Origin of the sequence: Pyrobaculum sp., assembly GCF_049971835.1 — an archaeon.
GTDB lineage: Archaea > Thermoproteota > Thermoprotei > Thermoproteales > Thermoproteaceae > Pyrobaculum.
The window spans coordinates 1-14,017 of sequence record NZ_JBMFKV010000042.1 but is presented as its reverse complement, the minus strand read 5'-3'; the positions used below and the strand labels follow the sequence as shown (position 1 = coordinate 14,017).

Sequence of the window (14,017 nt, the reverse complement as noted above, 5' to 3'; positions counted from 1 at the left end):
GGTTGCTCTGCGGTGGAGGTGTTGAGGTGGTCGTTTTGGGTTTGGGTAGTAGGGGGGTTGCGTCTTGTGGTGGTTAGGTGGAGAGCTGTGCTGGGTTTGTGAGGTAGTCGGCGAGTCTGACGATGCCGTATATGATGGCGTAGGTTATGGTGCCGAATAGGGGGCCGATGGCTTTGACTGTTGTGGTGTAGAGGTATAGCATGTAGTAGTAGAGCCAGAGGCCGTCTGCGAGTCCGTAGGCGCCTACTATTCCGCCTATTTTCCGGCCTTTGAGGGTGTCGGTGAGGGTTATGCCGAGTACGGTGGTGAAGACTAGGGCTGGGAAGGTGGCTTCGGTGAGGGGGTCTAGGTAGCCTATGTGGGTTTGGGTTAGGTGCCAGGCGAGGGCTATGGCGATGGGGGCGAAGAACATTGCGGTTTTGCCCATGGCGACGGCTATGGGTATTGAGTGTCCGCGGTATTCTATTGAGAGGATCTCTGTGGCGGCCCAGAAGTAGGCGAGGCCTGTGGCGAAGATGAAGAGGTGTGTGAGTGGGTGGACTTGGGCGCCTGCGGTGTCCACCGCGGCGGCGGCGAGGAGGGGGGCGAGGGATAGGTTGAAGGCGAGGCGCCTCCCCACCGCGATCATGGACAGGGGGAGGCCGGCGGCGACTGCGTAGAGGAGGGGGGTGGGGTCTGCCTTGGCTAGGTGGGCTACGGTGATGGCGGCTGTTAGGAGTAGCGAGGCTGTCCAGAGCTGGCGGGTGTCCAGCCAGCTACCTTCCTCGCCTCTCTTGGGTAGGCGTATTAACATGGAGGTGATGGCGGATGGTATTGCGTAGAGGTATGCCTTGATGGGGTGGTTGAGGGGGCCGAAGGGCATTTCGGGGGGTATGCTGATCTTCAGCAGGTAGGAGGCTGTGTAGAAGGTCCAGTACCACACTAGTAGGTACTTCCCCGGCTCCCAGCCCTTTACGAGCCAGTAGGTGGCGGCGGTGGCGGCGGCTGATGTGGCGACGGTTTTGAGCAAGACGTCCCAGAGGGGGTCGGGCGCGAGGCGGTGGGGCCACAGCTGGGTGAGCACGGCGAGGCCTGCGAGGCCCATGGCCACTAGCCTCAGCTCCGCGCCGTACACCACCAGCATTGAGCAACCTGTGTTCCTACTTATAAACCTTATGGTGTCGGCCGCGCCGCGGCTCTTCGGACGTGTTCCGCTACGTCTTCTACATCTCTCTAGACCTGCTCCAGCGATCTATAGCGCGAGAGAGCCCCCTCGGGGTTGAGGCCGCTGTGCTGGAACTGGTGCAGGTCCAGGGCCTTCTCCACGGCCAGCTCCAGCTCCTCGCCGCCTGGGTGCTGGGCCGCCTCTTTCATCCTGGTGGTGGGCGTCACGGCGATTGCCAGGTCTACCTTAGCCACCCGGCGGCCTCGCCCCGCCACGCCACTCTAGCCGGGGTAGAGGCCGGCGGGCCTCTCCCTTTGCTGAGCCGCCGCGGCCGGGGGCCTTCACTCCTGGAGCGCCTTGCCGGCCGCGTTTCTGTACAGGCCGTTTTCAAGAAAGCGGAGGGCTAGCTCAGCCTCGTAGACGGCCTCCCTCAGCCTGTCTTGGCGATGCTTGTCAGGCTGATCCGCGGCTTCGCCGTTGACTCCACGTCTAATCCCTACAATTGTTATGTGGCTGACCGCGTTGGGCGTATAGCTGGCCGAGGCGGTGGTGTTGTGGACTGCGTTCTACATAGAGGCGGCGGGCGCCGGCGAGGTGTTGATTTTGGCTGCGCCCTCCGCTGTGTCGGTGTTCTGGAGGCGCGGGGGGCGTCTTGCGGGGGTGGCTGTGGGGCTTTTCGCCCCCTGCCGCCCGGCGCCGTCTATTTATATGTCTTATTACGTATGTAATTATTATGGCTGTAATAAAACTCTACGGGAGGGAGAGGGAGCTCGCCCTGCTGGGGCGTCTTAAGCCTCCTTTTCTCGCTGTGGTGTATGGCCGGAGGAGGATTGGCAAGACTGCGTTGGTGCTGTCTTTCATCTCGGCGAGGCTCCATCTGTATTTCTTCGTCAACCCGAAGAAGCCCCGGGGGGTGTTGCTGGAGGAGTTTGGGGAGGCGCTGAGGAGGGTTGCGGGGCTCCCGAGCTATGTCCGGTTTGCGGATTGGGAGGAGTTTTTCGACGTGTTGTTCCAGCTTAGGGGGTACGTGGTAGCTTTTGACGAGTTTCAGTGGTTTCTGGAGACGGCGCCGGAGGTGCCCTACATACTGCAGAAGATGTGGGATACGCGGGTGGAGAAGCCTTCGGTTATCCTCACCGGCTCGGTTGTTGGAATGGTGAAGAGGCTTGTGGCGGACGCGGGGTCTCCCCTCTTCGGCAGGGCGGACCTCGTGCTGGAGCGGGGGAGCTGGAGCCCCCCGCAGTGTTCCGGTGGCTGGGGGATATGGGTGTGGTGGGGGAGGAGGCTTTCAAGCTCTTTCTCCTATTCGGCGGGGTGCCCTACTACTACCGCCTTGCTCAGCAGTGGGGGGTTAAGACGGCGGAGGATGCGGTGAGGCTTCTCGTGGCTGGCGAGGGCGGCCCCTTGAGGCACGAGGTGGAGTTCGTCCTCGCCGAGTCTCTAGGCCGGGAGTACCGCACACACCTGGCGATTCTAGACGCCGTAGCAGGAGGCGCCACCAAGCTGGAGCAGATAGCCAGCCGCGCCGGTGTGAAGGCCACGTCTCTCCCGCCCTACCTCAACGACCTGGTTAATCTCCTAGGCGTGTTGGAGCGGCGCAAGAGCAAGAGGGTCTATTACGAGATTAGGGATAGGTTCTACGCCTACTGGCTGAGATCTGTGTATAGACACGGCGACGTGGCGGCGGGGGAGGCCCTGGTGGAGGCCGCCGTTAGGGAGCTGGAGCGTTTCTACCCGTGGGCTTTCGAAGCCGCTGTTAGGCAGATACTGCCCAGGTTCTACCCCGTCAAGAAGGTGTCCAGGGAGGTGGTGCACATCAGAGAGGGGGGTAGGCGCGTCCAGCTGGACGTGGACGCCCTGGGGGTAGACGAGGAGAGGAGGTTCGCGGTGCTTGCCGAGGCTAAGTGGGGCGCCGCGGACCCCCGCGAAATAGTGCCGAAGCTTAGGAAGGCCGCGGAGATGCTCATCCCCCCAGGGTGGACGACGCGGCTGGCCATCTTCGCCAAGTCCTTCACCGCGGAGACGGAAGAGGCAGACCTCATAGATCTCGGGACCATTCTCCAAAACCTCGCCCAGTCCACTCCAAGCGTGTACACTCCTCAAACGTCAAAGCCCCGCGGCGGTTCCGCAGAGCTCGACGCCGCTGGTGGCTCTGAACACGGCGGTGATACGCGACGCAGGGCGAGGCGGCCGGGCTCCGGGGCATAGGAGCTTGGCGCCAGCGTAGGCCCTAGATGCGCCTCGTCTACCCAGGGCGTTTCCAGAGCGTCGCTGAGGCGTGGCGGGCATTCCTGTGGCTTCTGTGGTGTGTTCCAGTGTGTTCCGCAAAAGTTTTATTTTTTGTGGATTGTGTTCCACATGATTGAGGTTTTGAGTAGGGAGTACATAGAGTCTCTTCGCTATGTGAAGGAGATCCCCAGGTTTTTCAGCTTGCCCGCTGTGGGGCGCGACATCGTGGCCGTCGTGGGGCCGAGGCGCGTGGGGAAGACGCACGTCTTGTTGAAGACCGCGGCCTCGCTTCTCGAGCGGGGTGAGCAGGCGCTGTACATCTCTTTTGAACACCTCTGGACGGCGTCTCTCGACGAGAGGAGGCTGGCGGAGGAGGTAAGGCGGGTGTACCCAGCGGGCGAGGTGCACCTATTTCTCGACGAGGTGCAGTCGTGGCCCCACTGGGATTTTAGACTTAGGTGGCTACACGACGTGAAGGACTTCAAGATCTACGTCTCGGGCTCCACCTCTGAGCTCTCCGCCGAGAGGGTGCCCTCGAGGCTTAGGGGTAGGTACATCTCCCGCCTCCTCCTCCCTCTGTCGTTCTGCGAGGTGGCCTCCGCGGCGAGGCCCGAGACGTTTAGAGAGGTGGGGGCGGCGAGGAGGCTTTTTGAGGAGTACGTCAAGTGGGGCGGCTTCCCGGAGGTGTGGCTCTCTAAGTCGCTGGACAAGGTGAGGGCTCTCGTCGACACGGTCTTCTACCGCGACGTGGTGGAGAGGCGGAGGGTGAGGGACGTGGAGGGGCTTGAGGCCTTGTTCAAAACTGTTTTAGAAAACTACGCAAACCCCGTCACGTGGCGCTCCCTCTCGCGATCGCTGGGGCTTGACGTGAAAACCACCGCGGCATACATCAGATACCTCTCCGAATGCTACTTTGTCCACGTAGTGGAGCGGTATGGGCCCGCCCGGCGGAGGGCGAGGGCACCCCGGAAGCTGTACCTTGTGGACACCTCCTTCACTTACCTATCCAAGGCGGGGCTGGACATGGGCCGGAGGCTGGAGAATGTGGTTTATATCGAGCTTCTTAGGAAAGCCGCCGCCAGAGGCGGCAAAATCTACTACGTAGACGTCAACGGCGTAGAGGTGGACTTCGCCTACGTAGAGGGGGACGCGGTAGAGCTCTACGAGGTGGCGTACGAGCCAGACGAGAGGCATGCCGAGAAGCTGAGGAAGGCGGCGAAGAGGCTGGGGGCGAGCCGCAGTGTGTTAATAAGCTGGGATTCGGAGGACTACGGCGCGGTCCCCGCCTGGAGGTGGCTACTGGCGAACTGCCCCGCCGCCGGCCCGCCCCAGGGCGGCTTTCGTAATTTCTAACAGCTCTCTGTAGCGCCTCAAGAGGCCCTCCACGTCTCTCGTCTTGCGGAAGTACTCCTTGTCTAGGTGCTCCCCTCTGCAGAGGACTCTAAAGGTGTCGCCGGAGATCTCGTCGACTAGGACGAGGCCCCGGGGGGTTCTGCCGAATTCAAATTTGACGTCTAGGAGGTCGCACCCAGCGGCGCCGTACAGCTCCCTAAGCGCCTCCGCGGCCCTTAGAGACGCCGCCTCCACCCGGGCCAGCTCCTCCCAAGTCAAGAGGCCCGCCTCCACAGCGTCTTGGGGGTATATAAGCGGGTCGTGAAGCGCGTCGTCTTTTAGATGAAACTCCACAAGCGGCTTCGACAGGGGCTGGAGGGGCTTGAGCCTAGGCATCCTCTTGAGCTGGCTTCCATACGCCTTGAAGCGCACCACCACCTCCACCGGCGCCACCTCGGCGGGCACCGCCACGAGGACGTTAGGCGGCTTGTACTCCACGAAGTGGGTAGCGACGCCGCGGGCGGCGAGGTGCGCGAAGAGGACCGCCGACAGCTCAGCCGCCAGCGCCCCCTTCCCCGGGGCCGCCGCCCTCACCGCCCCGTCGCCGGCTGTAACCTCGTCCTTAAACTCTAGGTGGTAGAGGCCGCCCACCCTCCAAACCCGCTTGCTCTTCCCCTCGTACACAAGCTCCACGCCCTCCTAAACTCCTGTCTTTTTAACTTTTTACTTAAAGAAGGGCCGCAATTCCCGCGGGCTCCGCGTCAGATTTTACAACATATATTTAAACTACCACTTGCGGAGGGTTATGGACAGGGTGTTGGTTGTTGGCGACGGGGCGAGGGAGCACGCCATCGCCTGGGCTCTTTCCAGAAGCGGCGTGAGGATCTATGCGGCTATGGGGCACGTCAACCCCGGGATCGCCCTGCTGGCGAAGAGGAGCGGCGGCTTCTACAGACTGGGGAGCGTCACAGATCCTAAATTCGTCGTGGGGGTGGCGGAGGAGGCCTCGCCCGACCTGGTGGTGGTGGGGCCCGAGGAGCCTCTCTTCGCCGGGGTGGCCGACGCGTTGCGGGAGAGGGGTTTCCTAACCCTCGGCGCCCCTGCCAGGGCGGCTGTGGTGGAGCAGAGAAAAGACGTGGCGAGGCACCTCCAGTGGAAGTACAAAATACCGGGGAGGCTTGTTTACCACGTCACCCCCGACCCTAGGGAGGCCTACCTCTTCGCGAAGGCCCTGGGCTCCGCGGCCATTAAGCCCGTGAGGCAGGCGGGGGGTAAGGGGGTCAGGGTGGTGTACGGAGAGGCTAAGTATCTGGAGGACGCGCTGGGGGAGATAGCGGCGCGGGGCGCCGAGGAGGCTAAGAGCCAGCTCTCCGCCTATAGAGACGTGCCTCAGTTGGTGCTCGTGGAGGAGGGGGTCTGGGGGGTGGAGTACACGGTGCAGGTGCTGACGGATGGGGAGTCTGTCTTCCCCTTCTCCCCGGTGCAGGACAACCCCCACGCCTACGAGCTAGGCCTCGGCCCTGAGTGCGGCGGCAGGGGGACCGTGTCCCCCCTCCCCTTTATAGAGGAGGCGGAGGTGGAGGAGGCTGTCGCAGCTGTGGAGGCCACCGTCAAGGCCGTGGAGAGGGAATTCGGCGTGAGGTACACCGGGGTGCTGAGCGGCCAGATGATGCTCACAGCCATGGGCCCCGTTGTGATTGAGTACTACAGCAGGTTTGGAGACCCCGAGGCGCTGAACGCCCTCTACCTATACGACGGCGACGTGTACGAACTCTTTAGGAGAGCCGCCGAGGGGAGGCTACACGGCGCGGAGCGGCGCTTCAAGAGCGAGTACACGGTGGTGAAGGCGGTGGCCCCCGTGGGGTACCCACTGGACAGAGAGGCGGCTAGGGGGAGGCGGTTCGACATCGACTGGGCCCTGGTGGATAGGGTTGGGTGCCACGTGTTCTTCGGCTCCGCGGCCCCCAGCGAGGCGGGGGGCTACGTCACCCTCGGCTCGAGGGCTGTGGAGATACTCGCCGCCGGCGCCACGGTGGAGGAGGCCTACGCCAAGGCAGAGAAGTGCGCCGCCGCGGTGAGGGGCGAGGGGCTTTTCTACAGGAGGGACATCGCATCGCCCGAGTACATGGCCGCCATGGCTAGGAAGGCGGAGGTCGTCAGATCTGTCTATAAGTGGAGGCGGAGGCTGGGAGCCCCCGGGGAGAGGCTGGTCTGGGAGCCGGGGAGGGGTCTGGTGAGGCTGGGGTGATATGTCGGCGGGGCTTCTAGCGCTGTACAGCTTCGGCGGCGAGGTGAACCTCTACCCCCTAGTCTATTACGGGCTGAAGGCCATGTCGAACAGGGGGGACTACGCCGTGGCCTACATATACGGCGGAGGCGGCTTGAGGAGGGTGGAGGTGGACCTCTCGCGGGAGGAGGCGGTGGAGGCTAGGGGCGTCGCTGCTGTGGGTTGCGTATACACCGAGGACTGTTGCCGCGAGGCGGGCGACGGCGCGGCCTGCGTCTTCGGCAGAGGGTTTAAGAAGCTGGGCGAGGCGGCGGGCGACGCCGCCTACGTGGGGGTTGACAGATCCGGCGCCCTCTACGCCTACAGGCCGCCCCGTTTTTGGCACCTCGCGGTGGGGGCCCACGGCTTCGACTTCGCCATAGTGGCTACGGAAACCGCGGCGATTGAGGTGCTGGGCGGCGAGGTGAGGAGGAGCCTCAGGGGCGGCGAGTTGCTTAAGATCACTAGGCTGGGGGTGGAGGCGCGGGGGGGCGGCCCCGCGAGGGAGCTCTGCGCCATGGAGTTTATATACGCCTCGAGGCTGGACAGCGAGATAGACGGCGTGGAGGTGGCCGCGGCCAGGGCGAGGCTTGCGGAGCTACTCGCCAAGCGGGTCAAGGCTTCGGTGGACGTCGTGGTGGGGGTTCCCGACACCGGGCTGTACTACGCGGCGTGGGTGGCTAAGGCGATTGGGGCGTGGCACGTGCCGGGCTTCGTCGCCACCACTAGGAAGAGGAGCGCCCTCCTCGACGAGGTGAAGGAGAGGATCTCCGCCATACAGCTGAAGGCCAACGTGGTTAGGCACTCCGTTAGGGGGAAGGGGGTGCTTGTGATAGACGACAGCCTTATCAGCGGCCTCACCCTGAGGCAGATAGCCCAGCTCCTCAGGCTGAGGGCCGGCGCCAGGGAGGTACACGCCGCCACCGCCGCCCCGCCTCTGAGGAGGCAGTGCCCCCACGGCGTGAAGATGCCCCCGGAGGAGCACATGATCTTCAACCACCTAGACCACAAGACGGTGGAGGCGGCTCTTGAGGTGGACAGCCTGGCCTACCTAGAGGAGGAGGAGGTGAGGAAGGCCATCGGAACGTCGCTGTGCACCTACTGCCTACTGGGGCGTTGACGCTTTAAACACACACTTAAAAACCACGGCGCCGTAAAGCCCAGGTCCGTTAACTTTATTATATTCCTGTTTAAATCTAGACGTGAGGCTGGGTGTTCTTGCGTCGTGGAGGGGGACCAACTTCAAGGCAATCCTCGACCACGTCCAGCTCGGCGTGTTGCGGGGGGTGGAGCCAGTGGTGCTGATTTACAGCGACGAGAACGCCCCCGTAAGAGAAATCGCGAAGAAATACGGCGTCGAGGCCCACTTCGTCAGGCACAAGGGAGTCCCCCGGCCGGAGAGGGAGGCGGCCATGGCGGAGTTGCTGAGGCGCCACGGCGTAGACGTGGTGGCGTTGGCGGGGTACGACTACATACTCAGCTACGGCTTTATCTCGCAGTTCAAGCTTGTGCTCAACATCCACCCGTCCCTCCTCCCCTTCGCCGGCGGCAAGGGGATGTACGGCATGCGCGTCCACATGGAGGTGTACAGAGCTGGGGTGAGGGTGACCGGCCCCACAGTACACGTCGTGGACGAGTCTGTGGACGGCGGCCCCGTTGTAGATCAGTGGCCTGTTTACATAGGCGACGTCTACAGCCTACCCCTCAGCCGCGACGAGAAGATCCAAATCATTGCAGACCGCGTGTTGATTTTTGAACACAGGCTCTACTCCAGAGTTCTGCAGGCGGTGGCGGACGGCCTCCTGGAGCTCTACGAAGAAACTGTCAAGGTCCCCGTAGTTGTGGAAGAGGGCGGGAGGCTTAGGGTGGAGGAGGTGGAGCAGAGGGTAAAGAGGGCGGTGCTCAGGGTGTGGGACGGCTGGCTTAAGGAGTGGCACGAGAGACAGAGGATCTACGTGGAGCACCAGCTCAAGGAGTGGAGCGGCAAGGCCCTAGACCTCATCTTGCCGCCATGGTTACGTGGATGAGGGGGGAGGAGCTACACCGCCGCGCCAGGGAGTGGGCTAGGGAGCACGTGAAGAGGCTGGAGGAGGTGGGCGTCACCCCCAAACTCGCCGTCCTCCTCCTCCACGACGATCCCGTGGAGCTGGCCACCCAGAGGCGCTTCGTGTCGCTGAAGGCTAGAGACGTCAGAGAGGTGGGGGGCGAGGTGGAGGTATATGAACTACACGAGGTGCCGCCTGAGCGCCGCACCAAGGAGGCCCTGCGGTTGCTGGACAGCCTAAACAAGAGGGACGACGTGACGGGGATACTCATACAGAAGCCCCTCCCGCCCCACGTAGACGAGGAGGCTCTCTTCCAGAAGCTGGCCCCGGAGAAGGACGTGGACGCCCTGACGCCGGAGAGCAAGAAGAAGTTGCTAACCCGCTTTGACCTCGATAGAGACGTCCTGCCCTGCACCCCTGCGGGCATCCTGGAGCTGTTTAAGATGTACGGCGTGGAGGTGAGGGGGATGGACGTGGTGGTTGTGGGGAAGGGGGAGCTGGTGGGGAAGCCCCTCGCAGTCATGCTCATGCAACTAGACGCCACGGTGACGGTGCTCCACGCCCTCTCCAAGGAGAGGGAGCCCTACGTGAGGCGGGCGGATATCGTGATCTCCGCCGTGGGGAGGCCGCCGGAGCTCTACCGCGACAACCCCTGGCGCCTCACAGGGGACATGGTGAAGGAGGGGGCCGTGGTGGTGGGCGTAGGCGGGAAGGTAGACCCGGCGACGGGGAGGTGGTACTTCGACGTAGACGAGAGATCTGTGGCTGAGAAGGCCTCTCTCCTAACCCCCAACATAGGCGGCGTGGGCCTCGCCACCAGGGCCAGGGTGTTGAAAAACCTCATAAGAACCACCTACCAGGTGGCTAGGGCCGCTGTGTCCTCCAGAATCGTCGGGGGGCCGTGAGGTACAGAGACGCCGGCGTCGACCTAGACAAACAGAGGAGGCTCCACCAGCTGGCCGCCGGCCTTCTCGGCGGCGGCGTGGGGTCTTACGTACGGTGGCTGGGGCTGGGCGGCGTGGAAGTGGCCCTGCACGTAGACGGAGTGGGGACAAAGACAATTTGGCTGGCAGAGGCGGGGAGGCTGGAGGTGGCCGGCTGGGACTGCCTAGCGGTGAATATAAACGACGTGGTGTGCGACGGCTTTAGGGCGGTGGCCGCCGTGGACTACGTCGCGGTGGCCCCCGGCATGGAGGAGGCGGCCTCCGCGGTGCTGAGAGGCCTCGGAGAGGCGGCGGGGCGGGCCGGCGTGGTTATCCTCGGCGGGGAGACCGCCATACTGCCCGACCTGGTAAAGGGCGTCGACGTGGTGTGCACAGTCATGGCGGTGAGGGAGGCGGCGCCGAGGCGCCCCGAGCCGGGGGACTACATAGTGGGGCTGGAGTCCACGGGGCCCCACGCCAACGGGTACAGCCTACTGCGGAGGCTGTTTAGGCTGGATGAGCACATCTGCGGAGGCCGCGCCGCCGATGTCCTGCTACAGCCTGTGGCTCTCTACGACGGCGTCTTGACGTTGATGAAGGAGGGGCTTGTCAAGTCTGCGGCTCATATAACGGGGGGCGGCTTCGCCAAGCTGAAGAGGGCCCTCCACGGCCTGGGCGCCGAGGTGGAGCTGGGGCGCATACCATGCTGGGCTGAGGAGGTGCTGAGGCGCGGCGTGCCCCGGGAGGAGGCCTACAGGGTGTTCAACATGGGGGTGGGGATGGCCCTCGTAACGGACGCACCCCGCGACTTGGTGCGCCGCGCGGAGGATCTTGGCTACGCGGCGCGGGTCATAGGCAGAGTCAAAGAGGGCGGCCCCGTGGCGGTGGACGGGGTTGTGTTTTAACCCCTCAGCCACTTCTTGAGGCTCAGCCACAGCTTGAGGCCCCCCGTCCCCCTCCGGGAGATGTGGGGGTCCACCGCCCTCTCTGGGTGGGGCATGAGGCCCAGCACAGGCCCCCGCGCCACGCCGGCCACGTTGTCGAAGGAGCCGTTGACGTTCTCCACGTATTTAAACACGGCGCGGTAGGGGCCTGACGGCACGTACCTCCCCTCGGCGTGGGCCACAGGCATGTACACCACCTCCCCCTCCTCGTACATAAAAGTGAAGGGGGTGTCCCGGTCCACTACCTTCACTGGTATCCACTTGGAGACGAAGCCCGGCGGGTCGTTGGGAGCCAGGGCGCCTGGGAGGATGCCGGCCTCTGTGAGTATCTGGAAGCCGTTGCATATCCCGAGGACCGGCACCCCGTTGTCGACGTCCTCCCGGAGGAGCTGGACAGCCTCGCTGGCGGCGGCCACGGCGCCGGCCCTCAGCCTATCCCCGTAGCTAAACCCCCCGGCCAGCACCACCGCGTCGTAGATCCCCGGCCTGTAGTCTCTGTACCAAACCACCTCCCCCGGGATCCCCACCAGCTCCAGCGCCCTCACCACGTCGTAATCTCCGTTCGTGCCCGGGAACTTCAACACGGCGACCCTCATCCCCCCTCCACCCTCACCACCTCAATTACGTGGACGTTGGGGTTTCCTAGCCTCGCCTCTCTTGCTATCTTCAAAGCGGCTTCGCGGGCCGCATCAGGCGAATCCGCCTCTATGTACAAGACGAGGCACTTCCCAGACCTCACCTCCACCCCGAAGCCCAGCCTGGCCAGGAGGTCGCGGGAAATCGTCTCGCCCTCTGGATCTCTCAGAGAGGGCTTATACGCCACGTTTATATACACGGCATATCGCATACCCACTTAAACACAGGTATATAAAACAGTAAGCCCCCATACCCCCCACAATTAAGTCCATGCTTAATACAGTTTTTAACTATCTGCTTAAATATGGAGGGAGATCTGCCGCCGCTTCTCCGGATATTTTTAATAGCTTATTGAAAATGTTTAAATCTACCTAATACCCAGTGGACATGGCCCTGTCTCCCCACGAGCTGGAGGCTATTAGGAGGGGCTTGGGCAGGGAGCCGACCGAGGCGGAGCTGGCACTTTTCCGCTCCCACTGGTCTGAGCACTGTTCGTACAAGTCGACGCGGATGTGGCTCAGGAGGCTACCCTCGAAGGCGCCGTGGGTGGTGAGGGGGCCCGGCACAGACGCGCCGCTTGTGGAGATCGCCGAGGGGCTCTACGTCGCGTTTAAGATAGAGTCCCACAACCACCCAAGCGCTGTCGACCCCTACAACGGCGCCGCCACAGGTGTGGGCGGCATAATAAGGGACATCTTGACGGTGGGGGCTAAGCCAATCGGGCTGTTGGTTAACCTCCACTTCGGCCCCCTCGACCACCCCCACGCCAGGTGGATAGCCGCTAATGTAGTCAAGGGGATTTCTGACTACGGCAACAGGGTGGGGGTCCCCGTGGTCGGGGGGGAGACGTGGTTCGACCCCGACTTCACCTACACCCCCATTGTCCTTGCCACGTGTATAGGCGTGGTGGAAAGGGGAGGGGTCCCCCCGGGCGGTGTGGCCGCGGGGGACTTAATCGTAGTGGCGGGCCTCGGGGCCGACAAAAGCGGCCTTGGGGGCTCGGCCTTCGCCAGCAAGACGCTCGGCGGCGAGTCTGAGGAGGACCTCGGCGCGGTGCAGGTGGCCGACCCGCTGATGGGGAAGAAGCTGATCGATCTTGTCCAGGAGGCGCGGCGGTGCGTTAAGTACATTAAGGACCTCGGCGGGGGAGGCCTAGCCACGGCACTCGCCGAGCTGGCGGAGTGGTTTGGCCTGGGGGTGGAGGCGGACCTCGACAAAATACATATGTGGGACCGGGAGATGGGGCCAGTGGAGGTGCTCACAAGCGAGACCCAGGAGAGGCTTGTCTTCGTCATGTCCCCCGGGCAGTACAAATGCTTCAAGGAGCTGGCCGAGAGGTACGAGGTGCCTCATTCAGTCATAGGCCGCTTCGTCGAGGGCGGAGAGCTACTGCTGAGGTGGAGGGGGGAGCCCGTGGCAAAGACCCCCACGTGGCTGGCGGCCAAGGCCCCTGAGACCGTCTGGCCGCAGAGGAGCTACGATCCGCCCTCCCTGCCCCAAATCCCGGAGCCCCCCTTGGCCAAGGCTGTCGACGCCGTGCTGTCGTCGCCCAACATAGCCTCTAAGGAGGCTATATACACCAGGTTCGACTTCGACGTAGGGGTGAGAACTGCCGTGAAGCCGGGAGAGGGGGATGCCGCAGTTTTGAAAATATACGAGAGGGGGTCGCTTGGGCTTGTGGTGAAGGGCGACGCCAACCCCCGCTATGCCTACCTCTCCCCCCGCCTCGGCGCCGCCAATTCCTTCGTAAAGGCGTATAGAAACGTGGCGGTGGTGGGCGGCGTGGCCAAGGCTGCTGTGGACTCTATAAACGTGGGGAGCCCCCAGAGGCCCGAGGTCTACTGGCAGTTTGTAGAGGCTGTGGAGGGGCTGAGGGAGGCGGCGGAGGGCCTCGGCGTTCCGATAGTGGGGGGCAAGGTAAGCCTCTACAACGAGTACGAGGGGAGGCCCATAAAGCCTGTGGTGGCAGTCGTCGTGTTGGGGGTTCTGGAGGACGTCGGGCTGGCCAACAAGGCCGAGTGGCGGGACAGCGACGGGATCTACATTTGGGGAGTCACAAAGGGCGAGGTGGGGGGTAGCGAATATTTGTACAGAGTCCACGGCCTCGTGGCGGGGACGCCCCCGTCTATTGACTACGCCACTGAGAAGGAACTGGCTGAGGTAGTCAGGAAGTGGCTCGGCCGCCTCTCGGGAGCCAAGGACGTCGGCGTGGGGGGCCTGGCGGCGACCTTGGCTAAGATGGCTGTGAACAGCGGCGTGGGGGCCGATGTAGACGTCTGCAAAGCCCCGGCAGAGACGTCCCGTCTAGACTTCCTCCTATTCAGCGAGTCCAACGGGCGTTTCATCGCGGCGGGGGAGGAGGGCCCCGGCGTGAGGATCGGCGCCGCCGGCGGCGACAAGCTTGTGTTTAGATGCGGCTCCTCGAAGATATACGAGAGGAAGATAGAGGAACTTGCCCGCATCATGAAGCTGGAGCTGTGATATGTGCGGGATAGGCG

Annotated in this window: 15 protein-coding genes; 9 read left to right on the top strand and 6 right to left on the bottom strand. The window is 63.4% G+C overall.

The annotated features are described in order from the left end of the window. Positions 1-73: 73 nt before the first annotated feature. From ACP5J3_RS05475 to ACP5J3_RS05465, 3 genes are all read right to left on the bottom strand, one after another. Positions 74-1,123 (bottom strand): hypothetical protein, encoded by a 1,050-nt coding sequence (locus ACP5J3_RS05475; RefSeq protein WP_428494748.1) that lies wholly within the window; start codon positions 1,121-1,123, stop codon positions 74-76. A gap of 89 nt (positions 1,124-1,212) precedes the next feature. Then, entirely contained in the window at positions 1,213-1,398 is a 186-nt protein-coding gene (locus ACP5J3_RS05470; protein WP_428494747.1) for a hypothetical protein, read from the bottom strand. Between the two features lie 87 nt (positions 1,399-1,485). Further along, positions 1,486-1,578 carry a PaREP1 family protein gene (locus ACP5J3_RS05465; protein WP_428494749.1) on the bottom strand — a complete coding sequence of 31 codons (93 nt, stop codon included), beginning with the start codon at positions 1,576-1,578 and terminating at the stop codon, positions 1,486-1,488. Positions 1,579-1,877: 299 nt separating this feature from the next. Here ACP5J3_RS05465 and ACP5J3_RS05460 point away from each other — a divergent pair, with 299 nt between their 5' ends. The 3 genes from ACP5J3_RS05460 to ACP5J3_RS05450 all read left to right on the top strand — a co-directional run bounded on the left by ACP5J3_RS05460 (position 1,878) and on the right by ACP5J3_RS05450 (position 4,726). Continuing rightward, positions 1,878-2,519: an AAA family ATPase gene (locus ACP5J3_RS05460; protein WP_428494746.1), complete on the top strand. Its 642-nt coding sequence runs from the start codon at positions 1,878-1,880 to the stop codon at positions 2,517-2,519. Next, a complete protein-coding gene (locus tag ACP5J3_RS05455) occupies positions 2,408-3,352 on the top strand; it encodes an ATP-binding protein (protein WP_428494745.1) in 945 nt (314 codons plus the stop codon). The genes ACP5J3_RS05460 and ACP5J3_RS05455 overlap by 112 nt, the downstream gene beginning before the upstream one ends. A 150-nt stretch (positions 3,353-3,502) precedes the next feature. After that, positions 3,503-4,726: an ATP-binding protein gene (locus ACP5J3_RS05450; protein WP_428494744.1), complete on the top strand. Its 1,224-nt coding sequence runs from the start codon at positions 3,503-3,505 to the stop codon at positions 4,724-4,726. Here ACP5J3_RS05450 and ACP5J3_RS05445 read toward each other — a convergent pair. After that, positions 4,670-5,398, bottom strand: a complete 729-nt coding sequence (locus tag ACP5J3_RS05445) for a phosphoribosylaminoimidazolesuccinocarboxamide synthase (RefSeq protein ID WP_428494743.1) — start codon at positions 5,396-5,398, stop codon at positions 4,670-4,672. The genes ACP5J3_RS05450 and ACP5J3_RS05445 overlap by 57 nt on opposite strands. 112 nt (positions 5,399-5,510) lie before the next feature. Between ACP5J3_RS05445 and purD the strand changes: the two genes are divergently transcribed. From purD to ACP5J3_RS05420, 5 genes are all read left to right on the top strand, one after another. Further along, entirely contained in the window at positions 5,511-6,953 is a 1,443-nt protein-coding gene (gene purD / locus ACP5J3_RS05440) for a phosphoribosylamine--glycine ligase (RefSeq protein WP_428494742.1), read from the top strand. A gap of 1 nt (position 6,954) precedes the next feature. Further along, a complete protein-coding gene (locus ACP5J3_RS05435) occupies positions 6,955-8,091 on the top strand; it encodes a phosphoribosyltransferase family protein (RefSeq protein ID WP_428494741.1) in 1,137 nt (378 codons plus the stop codon). An 82-nt stretch (positions 8,092-8,173) separates the two neighbouring features. After that, complete coding sequence (purN, locus tag ACP5J3_RS05430; RefSeq protein WP_428494740.1) at positions 8,174-8,998, top strand: phosphoribosylglycinamide formyltransferase; 825 nt, start codon at positions 8,174-8,176, stop codon at positions 8,996-8,998. Beyond that, positions 8,983-9,921: a bifunctional 5,10-methylenetetrahydrofolate dehydrogenase/5,10-methenyltetrahydrofolate cyclohydrolase gene (locus ACP5J3_RS05425; protein WP_428494739.1), complete on the top strand. Its 939-nt coding sequence runs from the start codon at positions 8,983-8,985 to the stop codon at positions 9,919-9,921. The genes purN and ACP5J3_RS05425 overlap by 16 nt, the downstream gene beginning before the upstream one ends. Further along, positions 9,918-10,844, top strand: coding sequence for an AIR synthase-related protein (locus ACP5J3_RS05420; protein WP_428494738.1), 927 nt, complete (start codon positions 9,918-9,920; stop codon positions 10,842-10,844). The genes ACP5J3_RS05425 and ACP5J3_RS05420 overlap by 4 nt, the downstream gene beginning before the upstream one ends. Here the strand turns inward: ACP5J3_RS05420 and purQ are convergent. Beyond that, complete coding sequence (gene purQ, locus ACP5J3_RS05415; RefSeq protein WP_428494737.1) at positions 10,841-11,479, bottom strand: phosphoribosylformylglycinamidine synthase I; 639 nt, start codon at positions 11,477-11,479, stop codon at positions 10,841-10,843. The two genes, ACP5J3_RS05420 and purQ, sit on opposite strands and share 4 nt — an antisense overlap. Then, on the bottom strand, positions 11,476-11,730 hold the full coding sequence (locus ACP5J3_RS05410) for a phosphoribosylformylglycinamidine synthase subunit PurS (protein WP_263243495.1): 255 nt from the start codon (positions 11,728-11,730) through the stop codon (positions 11,476-11,478). The genes purQ and ACP5J3_RS05410 overlap by 4 nt, the downstream gene beginning before the upstream one ends. A 176-nt stretch (positions 11,731-11,906) precedes the next feature. On the opposite strand from ACP5J3_RS05410, the gene purL reads away from it, so the two are divergent. Continuing rightward, on the top strand, positions 11,907-14,000 hold the full coding sequence (gene purL / locus ACP5J3_RS05405; protein WP_428494736.1) for a phosphoribosylformylglycinamidine synthase subunit PurL: 2,094 nt from the start codon (positions 11,907-11,909) through the stop codon (positions 13,998-14,000). Positions 14,001-14,017 lie beyond the last annotated feature (17 nt).

Excerpts from the sequence above, each read along its gene's own strand:
- ACP5J3_RS05475 (WP_428494748.1), bottom strand. The coding sequence starts at position 1,123 with ATGCTGGTGGTGTACGGCGCGGAGCTGAGGCTAGTGGCCATGGGCCTC.
- ACP5J3_RS05460 (WP_428494746.1), top strand. The coding sequence starts at position 1,878 with ATGGCTGTAATAAAACTCTACGGGAGGGAGAGGGAGCTCGCCCTGCTG.
- ACP5J3_RS05455 (WP_428494745.1), top strand. The coding sequence starts at position 2,408 with ATGGGTGTGGTGGGGGAGGAGGCTTTCAAGCTCTTTCTCCTATTCGGC.
- ACP5J3_RS05450 (WP_428494744.1), top strand. The coding sequence starts at position 3,503 with ATGATTGAGGTTTTGAGTAGGGAGTACATAGAGTCTCTTCGCTATGTG.
- purD (WP_428494742.1), top strand. The coding sequence starts at position 5,511 with ATGGACAGGGTGTTGGTTGTTGGCGACGGGGCGAGGGAGCACGCCATC.
- ACP5J3_RS05435 (WP_428494741.1), top strand. The coding sequence starts at position 6,955 with ATGTCGGCGGGGCTTCTAGCGCTGTACAGCTTCGGCGGCGAGGTGAAC.
- ACP5J3_RS05425 (WP_428494739.1), top strand. The coding sequence starts at position 8,983 with ATGGTTACGTGGATGAGGGGGGAGGAGCTACACCGCCGCGCCAGGGAG.
- purQ (WP_428494737.1), bottom strand. The coding sequence starts at position 11,479 with ATGAGGGTCGCCGTGTTGAAGTTCCCGGGCACGAACGGAGATTACGAC.
- ACP5J3_RS05410 (WP_263243495.1), bottom strand. The coding sequence starts at position 11,730 with ATGCGATATGCCGTGTATATAAACGTGGCGTATAAGCCCTCTCTGAGA.
- purL (WP_428494736.1), top strand. The coding sequence starts at position 11,907 with ATGGCCCTGTCTCCCCACGAGCTGGAGGCTATTAGGAGGGGCTTGGGC.